The 17,123-nt window shown below is 61.1% G+C and carries 13 protein-coding genes; 2 read left to right on the top strand and 11 right to left on the bottom strand.

All coding sequences use genetic code 11. The features are described 5' to 3' along the window. Both JNL55_RS18055 and JNL55_RS18050 read left to right on the top strand, forming a co-directional pair. The coding region (locus JNL55_RS18055; protein WP_293856654.1) for a gamma-glutamyltransferase family protein at positions 1-1,790 on the top strand (1,790 nt) is incomplete at its 5' end. A 14-nt stretch (positions 1,791-1,804) separates the two neighbouring features. Continuing rightward, the gene (locus tag JNL55_RS18050; protein WP_293856652.1) at positions 1,805-2,761 is read left to right on the top strand and encodes a threonine/serine dehydratase; all 957 of its coding nucleotides are present in this window, start codon (positions 1,805-1,807) and stop codon (positions 2,759-2,761) included. 65 nt (positions 2,762-2,826) lie between these two features. Here JNL55_RS18050 and JNL55_RS18045 read toward each other — a convergent pair whose 3' ends face one another. The 11 genes from JNL55_RS18045 to JNL55_RS17995 all read right to left on the bottom strand — a co-directional run. Continuing rightward, positions 2,827-4,686, bottom strand: a complete 1,860-nt coding sequence (locus JNL55_RS18045; protein ID WP_293856650.1) for a CocE/NonD family hydrolase — start codon at positions 4,684-4,686, stop codon at positions 2,827-2,829. 23 nt (positions 4,687-4,709) lie between these two features. Then, positions 4,710-5,981, bottom strand: coding sequence for an amidohydrolase family protein (locus tag JNL55_RS18040; RefSeq protein WP_293856648.1), 1,272 nt, complete (start codon positions 5,979-5,981; stop codon positions 4,710-4,712). Further along, positions 5,978-7,372, bottom strand: a complete 1,395-nt coding sequence (locus JNL55_RS18035; RefSeq protein WP_293856646.1) for an amidohydrolase — start codon at positions 7,370-7,372, stop codon at positions 5,978-5,980. Before JNL55_RS18035 ends, JNL55_RS18040 begins: the two co-directional genes overlap by 4 nt. 12 nt (positions 7,373-7,384) lie before the next feature. Next, positions 7,385-9,721 carry a S9 family peptidase gene (locus tag JNL55_RS18030; protein WP_293856644.1) on the bottom strand — a complete coding sequence of 779 codons (2,337 nt, stop codon included), beginning with the start codon at positions 9,719-9,721 and terminating at the stop codon, positions 7,385-7,387. A 20-nt stretch (positions 9,722-9,741) separates the two neighbouring features. Then, on the bottom strand, positions 9,742-12,237 hold the full coding sequence (locus tag JNL55_RS18025) for a TonB-dependent siderophore receptor (protein WP_293856641.1): 2,496 nt from the start codon (positions 12,235-12,237) through the stop codon (positions 9,742-9,744). Positions 12,238-12,385: 148 nt separating this feature from the next. Further along, positions 12,386-13,495: a FecR family protein gene (locus JNL55_RS18020; RefSeq protein ID WP_293856638.1), complete on the bottom strand. Its 1,110-nt coding sequence runs from the start codon at positions 13,493-13,495 to the stop codon at positions 12,386-12,388. 8 nt (positions 13,496-13,503) lie between these two features. Next, positions 13,504-14,025, bottom strand: coding sequence for an RNA polymerase sigma factor (locus tag JNL55_RS18015; protein ID WP_293856635.1), 522 nt, complete (start codon positions 14,023-14,025; stop codon positions 13,504-13,506). Between the two features lie 52 nt (positions 14,026-14,077). Then, positions 14,078-14,386, bottom strand: coding sequence for a DUF3325 family protein (locus tag JNL55_RS18010; protein ID WP_293856632.1), 309 nt, complete (start codon positions 14,384-14,386; stop codon positions 14,078-14,080). Further along, positions 14,379-16,061 carry a PepSY-associated TM helix domain-containing protein gene (locus JNL55_RS18005; RefSeq protein WP_293856629.1) on the bottom strand — a complete coding sequence of 561 codons (1,683 nt, stop codon included), beginning with the start codon at positions 16,059-16,061 and terminating at the stop codon, positions 14,379-14,381. The genes JNL55_RS18010 and JNL55_RS18005 overlap by 8 nt, the downstream gene beginning before the upstream one ends. Positions 16,062-16,065: 4 nt before the next feature. Continuing rightward, positions 16,066-16,374, bottom strand: coding sequence for a hypothetical protein (locus JNL55_RS18000; protein ID WP_293856626.1), 309 nt, complete (start codon positions 16,372-16,374; stop codon positions 16,066-16,068). Between the two features lie 10 nt (positions 16,375-16,384). Then, the coding region (locus JNL55_RS17995) for a serine hydrolase (RefSeq protein ID WP_293856623.1) at positions 16,385-17,123 on the bottom strand (739 nt) is incomplete at its 5' end.

Here is a 17,123-nt window from a genome sequence, read left to right as displayed (position 1 = left end):
TGAGCATCGCCTCGGCACAGAACGCAGTGCCAACGCCGGCCAACCAGCCCAGTCCATGGTGTACATCAAAGCCCGAAGCCGCCTTCTGTCAGGCCGCGCGCGGTGTGCGAGCGAGCGGATGGGAAGCGCAGAGTCGGTCCGAAGTGATGGCGAAGAACGGCATGGTGGTCACCAGCCAACCGCTTGCGGCACAAGCGGGCCTGCAGATGCTGATGCGCGGAGGAAACGCGATCGATGCGGCCGTCGCCACCGCCAGCGTGCTGAGTCTGGTCGAACCGATGATGACCGGCGTCGCGTCCGATCTGTTCGCAGTCATTTATGTCGCCAAGGAACGCAAGGTCTACGTGCTGAATGCCAGCGGCACGGCCCCGACCGGCGCTACGCTGAAACACTTGAACGATCTCGGCTACCGCTGGGATGCAAGCAACTGGGGCCCCTCCTCGGGCATGCCCACCGCCGGCATCCTGCCCGTCACTGTGCCGGGCACGGTGTGGGGCTGGCAGTCGGTACTCGATCGCTTCGGCACGATGACCTTTAAACAAGTGCTTGAACCCGCTGCCGAGTATTCGGAGCGAGGCTTTCCGGTGTCGGAACGCATCGCGACCGATTGGCAGCTACCGAAAGCGCTACCGTTGAAAGGCTGCTGCACGCAGCTCGATGCCGATTCGGTCAAGACCTGGTACGTGAATGGGCAGGCTCCCAAGGCCGGCCAGATCTTCAAGAATCCGGATCTGGCGAAAACCTTCCGCCTGTTACAACAACACGGCGCGGATGTTTTCTATAAAGGAGAGATTGCACAGGCCATCGTGGCAAAGTCGAAGGCACTCGGCGGCACGATGACGTTGAGCGACCTCGCGAACTATCGTGGCGAGTGGGTCGAGCCCGCGCGCAGCACGTATCGTGGTTACGAATTGCTGGAGCTGCCGCCGCCTTCGCAAGCGTGGGCGGCCAACGAGACGCTGAACATTCTGGAGGCGTGCCTGCCGCGCTGGGCGCCGGGCAAAACGCTCGCCTCCATCGGGCCTAAAGATCCGCAGTACTGGCACATGCTCATCGAGGCCAAGAAGTTCGCCTACGCCGACCTGGTTCGATACAACGCCGATCCTAATTTCTCGAAGGTTCCGCTGGCGCGCCTCTTGTCCACCGAACACGCGACTTCGTTGTGCTCGAAGTTCGATCCCAAGCGCGCCTCCTCGACCGGCGCGCCGGGCCCGGCCGACATGGAAGGCGACACCATCGTGCTGTCTACGGCAGATAAAGAAGGCAACATGGTGTCCTGGGTCAACAGCAACTTCGATCTGTTCGGCTCTGGCATCACGGTGCCCGGCTACGGCTTCGTGCTCCACAATCGTGGCACGCTATTCACGCTCGACCCGAACAGCCCGAACGTCATCGCTCCCGGCAAGCGGCCTTTCAACACGCTCTCGGCTGGGATGCTGATGCGCGATGGCAAACCTGCAATGACGGTGACTCTGATGGGCGGAGACATGCAGGCACAGGGCCACGCACAGATGCTGGTAGACATCATCGACCTCGGCGCCAATGTGCAAGCGGCCGCGGACATGGCCCGATTCCGGCACAGCCAGATTCCCAACACGCTCAGGATGGAAGCGTCGCTGTACGCACTGGTCGGCGCGCAACTCGCCGCGATGGGACACAAGATCGAATCAGTCAACGGCGCCAGCGTCGGCGGCGTACAAGTCATCCAAGTGGAATTCCCGGGCACCGATGCCGTCCACTATCGCGGCGGGTCGGACTTCCGTAAAGATGGTCAGGCAGTGGGTTGGTGAGAAGCGAGCACTCGATGTCGACACTTACGCCCCCACACCGATCTGAAGTCGAAGCTGCGCGCGAGCGTATTGCCGACTTCGCAATCCGAACGCCACTGGTGCGACTGAACTGCGATGCCCCTCGGCCGATCTATCTCAAGCTCGAGATGTTGCAGCCGATCGGTTCGTTCAAGATTCGGTGTGCAGCGAACGCACTGCTGGCGCAGAGCGAAGAGATACGCGCCACTGGGGTCGTGACAGCGAGCGCCGGCAACTTCGCGCAGGGACTGGGATACGTTGCGAGTCGGCTGGGCATTCGGGTGAAGTCGTTGGTGCCGGACTCGGCCGCCGAATCGAAACTGCAAGCGCTCGAACGCTTGGGCGTCACTGTCGAACGCATCCCCTATAGGCAATGGTGGAGCATTCTCGAAAACCCCACCGCGCAGGGTTATGGCGCTGGGTTCATCCATCCTTGTGCCGACTCAGCGGTGCTGGCAGGCAACGCGACCATCGCGCTGGAAATTCTCGAAGAGATCGAGCCGGCCGAAGTTTTGGTTCCCTATGGCGGCGGCGGACTGCTCACTGGCATCGCAGCCACGTTGAAGAGCGAACTGCCGAATGCAAAAGCCTATGGCGTGGAGTCGACGGCCGGCACTCCGCTGGCTGCGGCATTTGCCGCTGGCAACCCGGTGCCGGTGGCATTCGACAACAAAACATTCATCACCGGCATGGGCAGCCCGCAGGTGCTCGCGCCGATCTGGCCGCTAATCCGTACTTGGGTCGATGGCGCTCTGTGCGTGGAACTGGCCGAGGTTGCGTCGGCCATCCGCTTGTTGATCAAGCGACATCATCTGATCGCCGAGGGCGCGGGAGCCGTGCCGGTCGCGGCCGCACTGGCACGAACCGAAGGCGATGGCCCCATCGTCTGCGTGCTTTCCGGCGGTCATCTCGACACCTCGCATCTGCTACAGATTCTGCAAGAGAAGCTCTGATACATACTCCCGGAAAGCGCGATTCAAGCCCGGCCGCGCTGGATCGCCGAACACGGAGCGACTAATTAGTTCGACACGGGCAGAATCAATCGAGACGGCCGCAGCTGCGTGTGATGAACCGTGTTGCGCGCAACCACCCAGTTGGCTTGCGCGGCATTGATCCCACCGACATTGAGGTTGCGCTCGAACCTCGGAAAGTTGCTGCTCGATATTTCGAGGCGGATGCGATGCCCTGCCTTGAAGACATTGCTGGTGGCGCCCAGCGGGATCGTCAGCTCGTACGCTTCCCCGGGACGCATCCATACTTCGCGTTGCTGGCCTTCTCGATAGCGGGCACGCAAGACACTGTCGAGCAGGTTCAGGGCACGCCCATCGGGATGAACGTCGACCAGCTTGACGGTGAAATCGGTGTCGATGGCATCCGAGGAAACAAACAATACGACGCGCGGCTCCCCGGTCATCTCCACCTCGTCGCGCAGCGGATCGGTGGAATAGACGAGTACGTCGTGGCGTGCCTCCACCGGACGTTGGTCCAACGCACCGGGCTCGGCATCCGGCGTGCCCGTACAGCAAAGTTGACCGCCGCGTGACGGCACAGGATTAGCTGGATCGTAAATGAAGCTGTCCGCACCGCGCCCACGTATCGCAGGCGCATCGAGCAAGCGGCCATCGCCTTGAACGCTATTGGCTCCAGCGGTACTGGCAAGAAACAACTCACGGTCGCGTGTCGTGCTGACTGGCCACTCCGAGGCGCTCTGCCAGCGATTTCGCCCCATCGCGTAGTAGCGAATGCGTGGCCACTGTTTGATACGTCGATGCGCCTGCGCATCGTCCTTGAGCCACGCATCGAACCAAGTCAAATAGGCCTCTCGATAATCGAAGCGCGTGTCGCCTACGTCGTATTCGCCGACCAGCGTGCGCTCGGCCATTTGCGACTCGAACGCGCAGTGCGTATGCGGGCTCATGATGACGAACTGATTGTCGCGCGCGGTCGCCGAAGCCGAGTTACTTCGCATGTGATTGAACTCGAGCAACGTCATGTCGGCGCCGAAGTCGTACCAGGAATTGATATGTAGCGCAGGCACATCCGAGACGTAGCCTTCGGTCATGTACGGCAATGCGCTCCAGTACGGATCGTCGGCCGCCTTGGTCACGTTATCCTCGAAATCCGTCGCCGCCATTCCTTGCGCCGCCAATGCATCTTTCATCGGCAAATGCGTCCAGGCCTTTTGCAGATCGATGAGTTCATTCGCACGTTTGCCTTCCCACAACGCCGCCAGCGCGTTGTATTGGTCGCGCGGCAGATCCGCGGGCAGGCGTGCGAAAACCTTTTCGCCATACTGCGCGAACCAACCCAAGTTGCTGACCAACTCGTTGACGCCACCGACTCGCCCACCAAAATATCGATAGTGTCCACCGAGCGAGCCCACGGAGCTGCCGGCCGCCTGGGGAATGATGGCTTTGAGCGCGGGATGCCTGGTCTGCGCCATGAAGATCTGTACGTCGCCCTCGTACGAGCAACCAAACGCGCCCACCTTGCCGCTGGACCAGGGCTGCTTGCTCAACCAGTCGACGGTGTCATAGCCGTCGTTGGCGTCTCCGCCGGAGACGACGTAGACCCCCTCGGAGTGGAATCGGCCGCGCTTGTCCTGTACGGCCACAGCGTAGCCATGATGGTTCAAGAATTTGACGATGGTCGAAGGAGTATCGTAATACTTGTAGGCCCGGTCCTTACGATAAGGCGTGCGGATGAGAACGACAGGCACACGTGCGTTGCCACGATTCGCCGGCAAATAAACATCGGTAGCCAACCGCACTCCATCGCGCATGGGAACGAAGACGTTGCGGTCGACCTCCGCCTCAGGAGTGGCTGCAGCCACGGAGGCGGCAATCAAGAAGTGGCTCAGCAAGGCAACGGTCGACATGAAACGCATCGTTTGATTCTTTCCTAGCGAACCGAGGATCGCTGCAATCTCTGCAGATAGCGATCGCGAAGTTCAGTCTGGCGCGAGCGCATCTGCACGGCGCGCCCAGCGATCCACACCTGATCGGCCATCTCGGTCAGCGCCAACGGATCGCCGCTCCAAAGCACCAGATCGGCGACCTGTCCCGGCGCGATGCGACCGCGAGCCGAGTTCAGTCCGAAGATCTCAGCGGGAGTAGCTGTGATCGCGGCGAGCGCTGCGTCCCAAGGCAACCCGCGAGCGACGGCATTTCCAGCAAGCTGACGAATCTTGCGAGCGTTGTGATCTTCACTCTTACTGCTGTTGCTGCCCGAGAACGCTACTCGTACACCTGCTTCATGCAGCAACACTGCGTTGTCGGCACGTGCACCGAGATGATCGAAGTCTTCGGGAAGGTTTTGTAGCGGGTCCAGCAGGACCGGCACTCCTGCAGCGACCAACTCGTCCACCACCATCCAGGCCTCCGCTGCGCCGGCGATCACAGGCCGCATCCCATTGCGCTGAGCGAACTGGATCACTGCACGAATGTCGACCGCACGATTCACCTCGAACAACACTCGCCCGCCAGCCAGGTATCGACTCAGCACCTCGCGACCAGCCAAGTGCAACAAGGCGCCCGCTTGAACAGGACCTGACATTCGCGCCTCGCGAATCGCTTGGCTCAACAGCATGTACTGAGCTGCGCGACTACCGCCCGATCGCTCGCTTACCTGACTGCCCACACTCACGAACAAGGTTCGGCTCCCTGCGAGCACGGCATCGAAGCTGCCATCGAGAGATACGGCCGCACCCTCGCCTGCAATAAGACTGTCTCGACTCTCCGGTGCGAGCACCGTCCAAGTCAGACCCTCGATGCGCGCCACCGGGACGAGCGTCGATCGCGGGTTGTACGCGAGCGTGACATCGAATTCGGGGCGCCATTGCTGCTGCCATCCGGGAGCCCCGAACGACAACGCACCATCCATCGTCTGAGCTTCGATACTGACTTCCCCCAGACCAATCGCGGACAGCCCGCCGAACAGTCCCGGAGTGAGCGGTCGTCCTTTCGCATCGATGACGCTGACACCCGCAGGCACAACCAGCCCGGGCCCTACAGCTACCACATATCCGTCGCGCACGAGCACGTCCGAATTGATGAGCGTTCCCTGCGCCCCGAGCGTGTGAACACGTGCGCCGCGAATCACCACGTCTTGACTGAACGCCAAGCTGCCATGAATCAGGAACCAGCCAACCCAGAGCAGCCGACAAACATTCATGGCGCTGCTGCCGAGGTTGGCTGACCCAACATGAAGTCCGAGCGCGGCCTGGCAACCGGTTGTCCCCGATCGAACACCAGCGCACCGTCCATGAAGACCTGATCCGCGAGCGCATAGGCGCTGAACGGATCACCATTCCAGATGACGACGTCGGCCATCTTGCCCGCCTCCAGCGTGCCGGTTCGATCGGCGATACCCAGCGCTCTCGCCGGATTGGCCGTCATCCAACGAACTGCGCGCTCGCGTGGTATATCCAGCCCCATGCGCACACCGCGAGCCATCGCCTTTGCCGCTTCCTGATTCAAGCGCTGCACGCCATCGGTCTCTGAATCCGAATGCAACATCGCGCAGCCGTTGGCGGGATGGTCCACTAGCGCCAGATTCTCCTGGATGCCGTCGTAAGCCTCCATCTTGAATCCCCACCAATCCGCCCACAGCGCACCGCAGACACCGCGCTCCGCGAGTAGCTCGGCAATCTTGTAAGCCTCCACCGCATGATGGAAGGCCGTCACCTTGAAACCAAACTCGTCCGCGAGATCGAGCATCGTGACCATGTCGTCGGCGCGGTAACAGTGGACATGAACCAGAATCTCGCCCTTCATCACGCCCACCAATGTTTCCAAACGCAGATCCCGCTGGGGAGGCGATGGGGGTTGCGCATCGGTCACGGGCCGCTTGGCTGCATGAACCTGACGTTCGCTTTCATACCTCCGCCATTGCTCACGATAGTCCTGCGCATCCGCAAAGGCCTGACGGTAGCCAGCAATGTTTCCCATACGCGTCTTGGGTGCACGATCGCGGCCGCCATAGGTTCTCTTCGGGTTCTCGCCGCAAGTCATTTTCAAGCCGTGTGGCGCACCCGGAAATTTCATCGCCTGGTAGCTGACGGCCGGCACGTTGCGAACGATGACACTGCGCCCGCCTATGAGATTGGCGGAACCTGGCAACACCTGCAGCGTCGTCACACCGCCTGCCAGTGCCGCTTGGAAGCCAGGATCCTGCGGCCAGATCGAGTGCTCGGCCCATACATTGGGCGTCACCGGATCGCTCTCTTCGTTGGTATCACGCAGAGCATCGGTGTACGGCACAGCGTTGACGCCGAGATGCGAATGAACGTCGATGAGCCCCGGGGTGACCCAGCGATCTCGTGCGTCGATGACCGTAGCATCGGGTGCTACTGCAAGATTGCGACCGACGGCCACGATCTTGCCATTCATCATGAGCACATCTCCGCCATCGATGCGCTCGCCCGTGCCGGTGAGTACGATGGCATTTCGAATCACCGTCGGCGGACCGGAAAGCGGTTGATAGGTCGAGGGATAGGTGCTCGCGTTGACAGTCGTTGCACAAGCTGCCAAGGCCAGCGACGAACCCAAAAGCAATAAACGCATACGTCGATTCCGTCAGTTCGGTCGCTGCAGGTAATGCTCGAACCAACGCAGCACGCGCTCCCAGTAATCGATCTGGTTGGCGCCGCTCCATTCAAATTCTTCGTGACCTTCACCGTGATAGCGCACGTACTCGACGGCTTGATTCAGCCGACGCAAGCCCACGAACACTTGTCCGGTTTCGGACGTCGGCACGATTGGATCGGCCGTGCCATGAATGATCAGCAGCGGCGTCTTGACACGATCCAGAAACAAGACGGGAGAGTTTCTGACATATAAGTCGCGCTGCTCCCACAGGTTCGAGTGCATCCCTCCCTGCCCTTCCTCCAACCAGCCCACGCCGTAGTTCCTGCCTTCATCGGTGAAGGCGCCATACATCGATGTGAGATTGCTCGGGCCAGCGCGCTCAATCGCCGCGGCAAAGCGTTCGGGATAACTGATGATGGCCGAGAGCGTGGAGTAGCCTCCGTAACTCAAGCCGGTGATGCCGAGACGACTGGGATCGGCGTAACCCAAAGCAACCGCCTGCTGTACGGCTGCTTCGATGTTATCGGCGATACCACGCAGGGGATTGCCCGGACTCGATGGAATATCCGGATAGAGCACCGCGTAGCCGCGAGTGGCCAGCAATTGGCTGTTCTCAGCGGCGTACAACCCCAGGCCAAAGCGATGCACGCTCTCCGAGCGGTAAGAACCGGCATAAACGTCCAGCACCAGAGGATGCCGCTGTCCGTCACGATGCCCCGGCGGCAATAGCAACGCTCCTTGCAGTTTCTCGCCGCGCGTTCCTGACCATGAGATCAAGCGACTCGCGCCAAACTTGACTCGATCGAACGCGGGATTGATTTGCGTGATGCGCTGGCGCTTACCCGTAGCAACGTTAGCAGCCCACAGATCCGGCGCCTCTGACGCACTCTCGCGAATTGCAACCGACAGACGTCCGTCAGCTGAAACATCGACACCGTGGCCGCGATCCCAGGAACCGCCGTAGTGAGCGCGTTCCAGCTTCGCCTGCCGCAGCTTGCCACTGACCAGATCGAGCGCGGCAAGCCCTTCTTCAAACGTGACCGGATCACGCACCAGCAAGGAGATGGAGCGCCCTGCATCGGCGGACTCATAACGTCCACTCGTCTGTCGTCGCAATGCTCGCAACAACACCTGGTCCGTTGCGAACGATCTCACTTTGCCATCCGCCAGCTGGATGAGCCAGAGCTTGCCATCAGCGATGACCGTCACACGGTCACCCTGCTCGCTCCACAAAGGAATGACACCAACACCACCTGAATTGCCGCTCTTATCACCGCCCGTATCGAAGACGCGCGGCTCGCCTCCATCCATCTCGACGATCGCGAGCTGCGAAGGTGCATCAGGCCCGGTAATGGGATACGCCACCCGGCGCGAGTCCGGAGACCAACTGATCTCCATGGAGAATTCGCCCTTGACGTTGTTCGCGACAGTCTTCGCCTGACCATCGACGAGCGAAACGACGACGATATCGACGATGCGCTGCTGAGAGCGCGGGTCGAGCGCTGGCTTTCGCAGCATATAAACCAGCCTGCGACCGTCGGGCGACACGCTGTAATAGTTGTTGACGAGCCCCACTCGCTTCGCCAAATAGCGCGGCTCGCCGGTAACGACATCGATCGCCAAAAGATCCGTGATCGGCGGATCAGCCGGCACCGACAGCGCCACACTCGCATCGCTGCTTACAGCTCCGAAAACCTCCGCTGCCCGCGCCGACCGATAGGCGGTCGCGGATGTCTCTCCAACGGGAGTCTGTTGTTGACCTCGAATCAGCAGCGCTGCCTGCTCCACCATCAACCCTTGCGTCAGCGCGCTCGTGACAATCGTTTTCCCATCGGGCGACCAGATGGGCATGGAGACGCCTTGCGTGATCGCCGTCGACAGCGGTCTCGACTGACCCCGTTCGCGATCCCAAACCCACAACGCCGCCGAGCCGGTGCGATCCGAGAAGAAAGCTAACAGCCGGCCATCGGGGGACCATCGACCGCGCCAACTATTGCCTTGACCGTTACTGATGTTTCGTGGCGAACCGCCTCGAGCGTCGACGACCCAGACATCGGTGCCTTTGGCATCGACCGTGGCGCCAGAGCGCGCGATCGTGTTTGCGTACAGTGGATCCAGCTCGACGGGCACTCGAGTGCGTTCAATCAGCGTGTACGCGATCCATTTGCCATCCGCGGATAGGTTCAACGGCTCGAACGGCACGAACTGCCGCGAGTTCACCGTATCGGCCACCGACAGCGGTTGCTCGACAGCCGACGGCATCGCTGCCGTCGCTGCAAAAGTATTGAGCAATAGGGATCCGACCAGAATGGACATCCGGCTCATCGGAGACTCCTTCGACTCGTTTAGAGCCGGTAGCGCACCGATGCGGTGATCGCGCGAGGCCGATTGATGTTGAGCGAGCCGGACAATCGCTCGAACACCGCCGAGTAGTAACGTTCGTCGAAGACATTCGTCGCAGTCACGTCAAACGTCCAGTTCTGCCGTGTGTAAAACACCCGCAGATCGACTTCCGTGAAGTCGCCAAGGAACGTGATCGGCGTGTTCGCGCCATAGTCGAAGTCGTTGGTGTTACGCCCGCCCTTATGGATGACGCCGCCACCGAAGCCGAGGCCGCGCAGATCGCCACCCTGGATCTCATAGCTGGTGAACAGTGAAACACCACGCTTCGGCGCTGCCGTCGGCTGCGCACCTTTGTACTGCCCTTGCGTGTACTCAGCGTCCATCACCGCCAGCGAGCCGAACACTTGCCAGCCTTTCAACAACTCACCCTGGAAGTCCAACTCCACGCCTTTGCTCCGCTGCGTTCCGATCGGCACCAGGAACGGCGAGCCTGCCTGGCCTTGGGCGATATTGCTACGTTCCATGTCGAACAGCGCGATCGAGTAGGACAGGCGCCGCCCGAGCGTATCCCCCTTGAGCCCGACCTCATACGACGATCCTTCCTGCGGATCAATGGGCTTGTTCAGCGCCTCGAAGCCGGACTGCGGTTCGAACGTAGTGCCGTAACTCGCATAAACATTCAAATCACGAGTCAATGCGTAGGTGATACCCACCTGTTCGGTGAACGCATCTTCTTTCAACCGATCTGCGGTCACGCCGTCCAGCGTCGCGCCGAGATCGCAACACACTGCTCGCGTCTTCTGCACGTCATGCGAGTAGCGCGTGCCGACGCTAATCGTCAGCCCATCCAAGGGGCGCAGCAGTGCCTGCACGGTCAGGCCGTACATGGTCTGCTTGGTGTTCGAGGTGTAGTGCTCGAAGTAGTTCTCCGGCTGCGGCGCTGTGTAGATCAGGTCATAGTCGGGATCGAGAATGCTGAAGCCTGAAGACGCGCCAAACAGAAAATTGGACATCGATGTCAGATCGCGTTCGAGTTGCGCGTAGTCGGCGCCGAAGAACAACGTGTGCCGCCGCCCGAACAGCTCGACATCGCCGAACAGGTTCATCTCCGCGGAGTAGACACTGACGGGTTCGCTCTCGCGAAACGGCAGGGTGGTAGTGAAGCCATCGCGGTCGGTGCCGAGGATAAAGGCGCCCCTCGCATCACGCTCAGAGAGCTCGTTGTACTGCACGTTGCCGCGCAATGACCACGACCCCATCTTGTGATCGAGCATGAGCTGAGAAATCATCAGTTCGTCGCGCGCTAGATCGGTCGGCGCATTGCCGGCGCGCGATTCAGGCACATCTGGAATCCGGAAGTTGGCCGGCGTCAACTGCGACGGATCCGACAGATCGTCACCCAGGAACTGCGCGCCGAACCCACCGTAGGGCATATAACGATCGCGCTGATAGATCACGCGCGCCGTCACCGACGTATCGTCGCTCAGCTGATACTGCAGCGATGGCGCAAGCACCAGCGTGCGGCTGAAACCAAAGTCGAGGTAGGAATCTTCTTCTTTGAAGGCGGCGATCAGTCGATAGCTCAGCTCGCCGGCATCGGTCAGCGAGCCGTGCACGTCGAAATCACCGCGGCGGTGAGCGAAGCTGCCGTACTCGAGACCCACATCCAGACCGAAGTCCTGCTGCGGCAACTTGGAGATGGCATTGAGCGTGCCGGCGATGGGATTCTGGCCGTACAGCATCGAGGTCGGGCCCTTCACCACTTCGAAGCGCTCGAAAGGCGCGAGATCGAGCGTCACAAAACCGATCTGACGATAGCCGTCCACCTTGATGGCGTTGACGCTCTGTGTGGCGAAACCTCTGAAGTAGTTGCGCGGCACGCCCAAGCCCTGATGAGTGCTGCCGCTCGACGCATCGACCCGGTCGAAATCTTCGAAGTTACGAATGCCGGCGAACGCCATCAGATCGTTGGTCACGACCTTCACCGATTGCGGCGTATCTTTCACGGACTGTGGCATCTTGGTGGCGCTGAGCACCTCCGCGTGTCGGAACTGCACCCCAGTGACGACCACTTCCTCGAAGTCCGACGCGCCGTTCTCTTGAGAGGCGGCATTCGCCTGCGCAAGCCGCATCGTGCTGTCCCCAGCGTTGCTGGACACCGCGGATGTCTGGCGCCGCGCCGACTGCGTTGCCAGCGGCACGATCGTGACTGTCTGCGCGTCCACATACTCATAGCCGAGGCCCGTGCCTTTCAGCAGCCGCTCGAGCGCCTCTTGTACCGTCATCTCGCCACTGATGCCCGCCGTGTTCTGACGCTCGACATCATCGAGCATGAACACCACATGGAAACCCTGCTCCTTTGACAGCGCTTGCAGCGCCGAGCCCAAGCCCTGCGCCGGAATGTTGAATGTTTTTCGAATCGCCGATTGAGAATCGGCGGCGTGCGACGGACCGGCAACCGTCAGACAGACTATCGCCGCAGCAAGCAAAGTGCGCATGAAGAATCTCCGCTCCCCGATTGAGCTATGTTGGCTCGGTGGCCTTGGCCCTCGTTGGCAACGAGGGTGACGGCGGATACCGTCGGCTTCATGCGTATAAGAGTGGTTTGTTCCTGGAATGAGGAACTCGGGAAAGATTTTTTCTGGACTATCGCTCACCCGAAGGATCCGTGCGTAGAGCAATCACGATCTCTTTCGCGGACTCGCTGAAGGTCACATCGAAGCGCCGTCGTAGCACATCCAGCAGTCGGGCCGAGTCGGTGGACGCAAATACGCCGCTCAACCGGAACTCAGAGATCGACGGATCGTGGATCACCAGTTGCCGACGGTTGTAACGGTTGAACTCCTCGATGACTTCGCGCAAAGGCACGCCGTCGAACATCAGCTTCTTCTCGGTCCACGCTGTGGCGACAGCGACATTTGCCGGTCGCGGTGTCGGCGGATCGGCAGCGTTCGTGGACGGCGTAGTCGAGACCACGAGTTGCTCTCCCGCTTGTAGCAGGACTTCAGCGGGGCGCTTCGAGCTGGAGTTAGTGGACGACGATGAAACCGGTAGGAGAGCGCCCGCAACAGCGACGCGCCCTTCGACGACCGTAACTATCGTTCCACTTCGTTTACGGTAGACATCGAACTGCGTGCCCACAGCGCGCACTTGAGTGGCCCCGCTAGTAACTACGAACGCTCGAGTTCGATCCTTCGCAACATGGAACAGCGCCTGTCCGGCCACTAGCTCGACGCTGCGCTCCCGCTCGGTGAAACGTACTTTGAGGCGAGAGCGGGCATTGAGCTCCACCGAGGATCCATCGTCGAGCGTGATGGACCGCTGTTCGCCGATGTCGGTGACATACACTCCACGTTGCACGTACAGCCAGACCATTGTGACGGACAGCAAAGTCACCACTGCAACGGACGCAGCTACGGCGAGCAGCGACCTGAGGCTGCCACGGGCGGGGCGGATCGTTGGCGCTGGCGTCGCACCCGTAGGAACTGCGCGGCCGAAGGGATGAACGTTACCTTCGCGTTGCGCGCGTTCGACCAGCCCTTTGATATCCCCGCCGAGACGCGTGCCAAGAATGTCCGCGTCCTCCCACAGCGCAGAGATCTGTAGATACGCCTGCACGTGCTCCGGAGAACGACGCAACCAGGCATTGAACTGCGCTTGCACGACCGGATCTGCACTATCGGCGGTGAGCTCGGTGAACCAAGTCGAGGCTTCATCGAGAATCCGCGGGCTGAGCTTGCGGGAATGCTTCGACATGAGCGTCCCTACTCCATCTCTTGCAATCGTTGCTGGCAGTAGCTCAACGCTTTCGCCATGTACTTCTTGGCCATCCGGCTACTGACGCCGAGACGCTGGCCAATTTCCTCGAAAGTGGCCCCCTCACATCGACACATCACCAGCGTCGCATAGGCTCGCGGCGAGAGCTGTTCCAGACCTCGGCCGAGTTGCTCGAACTGCTGCTCGAGCTGCACCCGTTCCGCCGGATCGGTCTCAACAGCCGCCTCGAGCTCCGACACGATATCCGTGGGATCAGCCACTGGTTCGGTCGCTTTTCGACGCAAGGCGTACTGGTGCAGCACGTGACTGGCGATGGTGTACAGGTAGGCCTGGGCATTGCGAATCGTTTCGTGATCCGGAATTCGCAACAGGCGCAGAAACACCTCCTGGACCAGATCCGGCACATCGGACTGCGAATGCCGCATGCGCACCGCCAGGAAGCGACGCAGGCTGCTGCCATGGGTTTTCGCCAGGGCCGAGACAAACTGTCGTGTGCGCTCTGAATCCACGGTCCCTTCGGGGGTAACACCTGCCGCCAATGCATTAGAGCGCTTTGCGAGGCTAAAAGGGAACCAACACCCGCAACCAACGCGGGACCCACGCCAGAATCATCGTGATGGCCAGGGCGGCGCCCGCCAAATTCATCACCCACACGAGCGAGGCGATGGATGCGTGATCGACTTGCAGACACAGGACTAGCGAGCCCAGCAGCCCGAGGCTGCCCATCCCTCGCAGCCAGCGAGTCGTGCTGCCACCTGGCGGATCGGTGGCGCACGCCTGCCGCCAATGCACATCCATCGCCAGCGCCAACCAGCCGAGGCTGACGACGCACAACCCCAACGCGAACGCCAGCAATGTGACATCAGACATGCGCCGCCCCCGCCAACTCGTCATCGAGCGCCCGAGTGCTGCGCGACTGAGGACTCGATGCGCGCCGGCGCAGATGATTGGCCGCCAGCACCGCCACCACTGCAGTGACCAGCAGCGACAGATCGATCCCCGCCACCGGCCAGTAGCCGATGCTCAACGTATGCACCAGATGATCGCCCGTCGTGATCCAGTTCATGAGCACTGCGAGCACAGCCATCACCGCGATGATCCAGCATTGTTCGCGCCATACCGGTGTTGCTCGCCCTTCGGCCACCGGTGCCGTGCGCCAGAACGCATGCGCCAGCGCCAACAACCACACGACCCAGAAACTGCATTGCTCCCAGAAATTCCTGGCCGCCAGGTTCTCCGGCAGCACGCGATTGGCGATCAACAGTCCCAGTGTCGCTATCACCATACCCGTTACGGACGTCACGGCGAGCGCACTCACCACGCGCGCGCCGCTCACACCCTGCTTGGCATGCTGGCGCTTACGCTTCTCGATGAAAAAGATGAACCCCGTAGCGATACAAACCGCACCGAGCAGACCGCCGAGTACATACAACCAACGCAGCATCCAATGCCGAAAGTGCTGTAGATGCAGCCCCATCAGGAAATCGGTGACACCGCCAACCGCCGAGGTCGGCGGCTGCTCGTACAGCACCTCGCCGGTGCTCGCCTTGAAGTGGATCCCCTCGCTCACCAGTCCAATCCGATCCGTACCGGCGCGGAACACACTCACATACCCATTGGCATCGCCGACATGCCTCACCACCAGCAGCCCGACCTCTCCCGACGCGCCACGCTGCGCCCAACGATGCTGTGCTTCGGCCACCATCGCATCCACCGATGCCAGCGGCGCCGCGACGCCTGAACGATCATGCGGCAGGCCCGTTTGCTGTTCTTCCAGATGCTCGTACCGTTCGTGCAGGGGTTCGAGCTGCACCTGAGTCACCGGAAAATACAATCCGGCCATGATCACCAGTCCGGTGAACGCAAACATGAAATGAAACGGCAGCGCCACCACGCCGCTCAGGTTGTGCAGATCGAGCGTGCTGCGTTGAGTCTGTTTGTTGGGACGGAAGGTGAACAGCTCTCGGAACAGCTTGCGATGCATGACCACGCCGCTCACCAGCGCGACCAGCATGGTCAGCGCCGCGATCCCGACCAACCACAGGCCCAGATCCAGCCAGTGCAGGTTCAAACTGAAATGCAGCGGGAAGAAAAACTGGCTGCCGATCCGCAGCTGATTGTCGGGCACGACGTCGCCGTTGCGCGGATCGATGGTCCGCTGGCCAAAAACGGTTTCTCCAGGTTCGCGTGCATTCGGCACTTCGTAGAAAGCATTCAGCTGTAGCACCGGGTCGCGATGAGTCGTGTACAGGGCCCAGGTGCGCACCGTCTCGAACTGTTCAGGCATCGGCCCGTATACCCGGTCACTCATCTCATCGATGCTTGCCTGCGACGGCTCGATGCTCTCGAACACCGGCCGCAGCAACGTGTCGAACGACGGCAGCGGCTGCGGCTCGAAGCGGGTCTGCGCAATGCCCCATCGGTCGAACTCGCGATCGAACACCGATAGCGCACCGAAGAAGAACGCCACCATCAGCACCAAGCCGAGCACCAGGCCAAACCAGGTGTGCAGCCAGGTCATCGTCAAACGGAAGCTCTGCATCATCGGCTCAACCTCCCAGGGACCGGAGCAAGGCGGACTGCGCGAGTGACGCGGCCGCCGCCATCAACACGCCGCCCCCGGCCAGCACGCCCCACACCCGTGGCAAGCTCGCCGCCGAGAACGCCCATAGAAAAGCGCTGAGATACATCAGGATCGCGAGCATGCCGCCCAGGCTTTCAGCGTCTTCGAAATCCATCCCCGCGATCGACAGCACGACGATGAGTAGCGCGAGCGCGCCCCACGTCCACACATAGCTGCCAAGCAACCCCGCTGCGACACGCGAAACAACGACACCAGGCACAGAGGATTGATTCATACCTGAGCACTCAGCGACGGACGAACATGAAAGGCGGCACTGCGGACTCCAGCGGCGCCAACAGGTGCGAGACCTTCCCGGCCGTATTCATCTGAAACTGATACAACCCGGTTCCCAGATAGTCTCGGCCCGCACTGAAGAACGTGTCGTAGTGTTGATGCTGCAACGGTAGTTCGAATGCATCGAACTTGAGCGCCAGCCCAGCGCCGCGACGCTCGACTCGAACGACGCCGTAGGCGGGGTGGAAATACTCTCCGGCATACGCATCGAGCGCGAGCGTGGTGTGCGTACCGGCCACACCCGCGGGCGGCTCCTCGGGTGGCCACTCTCTCTCCGGCGGTACCTCCAACGCACCAGCGGCTACGCCGCTCACCAGCCGGTCCACCACGTATTCGGCCAACAGCGATGGCAACGCGCTGCCTTGCAAGTTGTTGAGCACCACCACGCCGATCTTCCGCTGCGGCACCAGTGCCATATAGGAGCTGAATCCGTTGATGGAGCCGCCGTGCTGAATGAACTGCTCACCGCCACGCTGCTGGATTGCCCAGCCCAGGGCATAGTTGGACTGGCCATCGATAGTGACGGGCTTGTGCAGCTGGCGTAGTTGTGCCGCTGAGACGATCTGCCGCTCGCCCGCTTTGCCATCGTTCAAGTACATCTGTAGGTACTTGAGCATGTCATTAGCGCTCGAGCCGATGGCGCCACCGGGCGCGACACCAAACTTCATATGATCGTAGAACGGTATCGTT

The sequence above is a fragment of the Steroidobacter sp. genome (genome assembly GCF_016790065.1).
Taxonomy (GTDB): Bacteria; Pseudomonadota; Gammaproteobacteria; order Steroidobacterales; family Steroidobacteraceae; genus Steroidobacter.
This window is presented reverse-complemented; position numbering and strand designations above follow the sequence as displayed.

Excerpts from the sequence above, each read along its gene's own strand:
- JNL55_RS18020 (WP_293856638.1), bottom strand. The coding sequence starts at position 13,495 with ATGTCGAAGCATTCCCGCAAGCTCAGCCCGCGGATTCTCGATGAAGCC.
- JNL55_RS18010 (WP_293856632.1), bottom strand. The coding sequence starts at position 14,386 with ATGTCTGATGTCACATTGCTGGCGTTCGCGTTGGGGTTGTGCGTCGTC.
- JNL55_RS18030 (WP_293856644.1), bottom strand. The coding sequence starts at position 9,721 with ATGAGCCGGATGTCCATTCTGGTCGGATCCCTATTGCTCAATACTTTT.
- JNL55_RS18045 (WP_293856650.1), bottom strand. The coding sequence starts at position 4,686 with ATGTCGACCGTTGCCTTGCTGAGCCACTTCTTGATTGCCGCCTCCGTG.
- JNL55_RS18005 (WP_293856629.1), bottom strand. The coding sequence starts at position 16,061 with ATGATGCAGAGCTTCCGTTTGACGATGACCTGGCTGCACACCTGGTTT.
- JNL55_RS18025 (WP_293856641.1), bottom strand. The coding sequence starts at position 12,237 with ATGCGCACTTTGCTTGCTGCGGCGATAGTCTGTCTGACGGTTGCCGGT.
- JNL55_RS18000 (WP_293856626.1), bottom strand. The coding sequence starts at position 16,374 with ATGAATCAATCCTCTGTGCCTGGTGTCGTTGTTTCGCGTGTCGCAGCG.
- JNL55_RS18035 (WP_293856646.1), bottom strand. The coding sequence starts at position 7,372 with ATGCGTTTATTGCTTTTGGGTTCGTCGCTGGCCTTGGCAGCTTGTGCA.
- JNL55_RS18040 (WP_293856648.1), bottom strand. The coding sequence starts at position 5,981 with ATGAATGTTTGTCGGCTGCTCTGGGTTGGCTGGTTCCTGATTCATGGC.
- JNL55_RS18050 (WP_293856652.1), top strand. The coding sequence starts at position 1,805 with ATGTCGACACTTACGCCCCCACACCGATCTGAAGTCGAAGCTGCGCGC.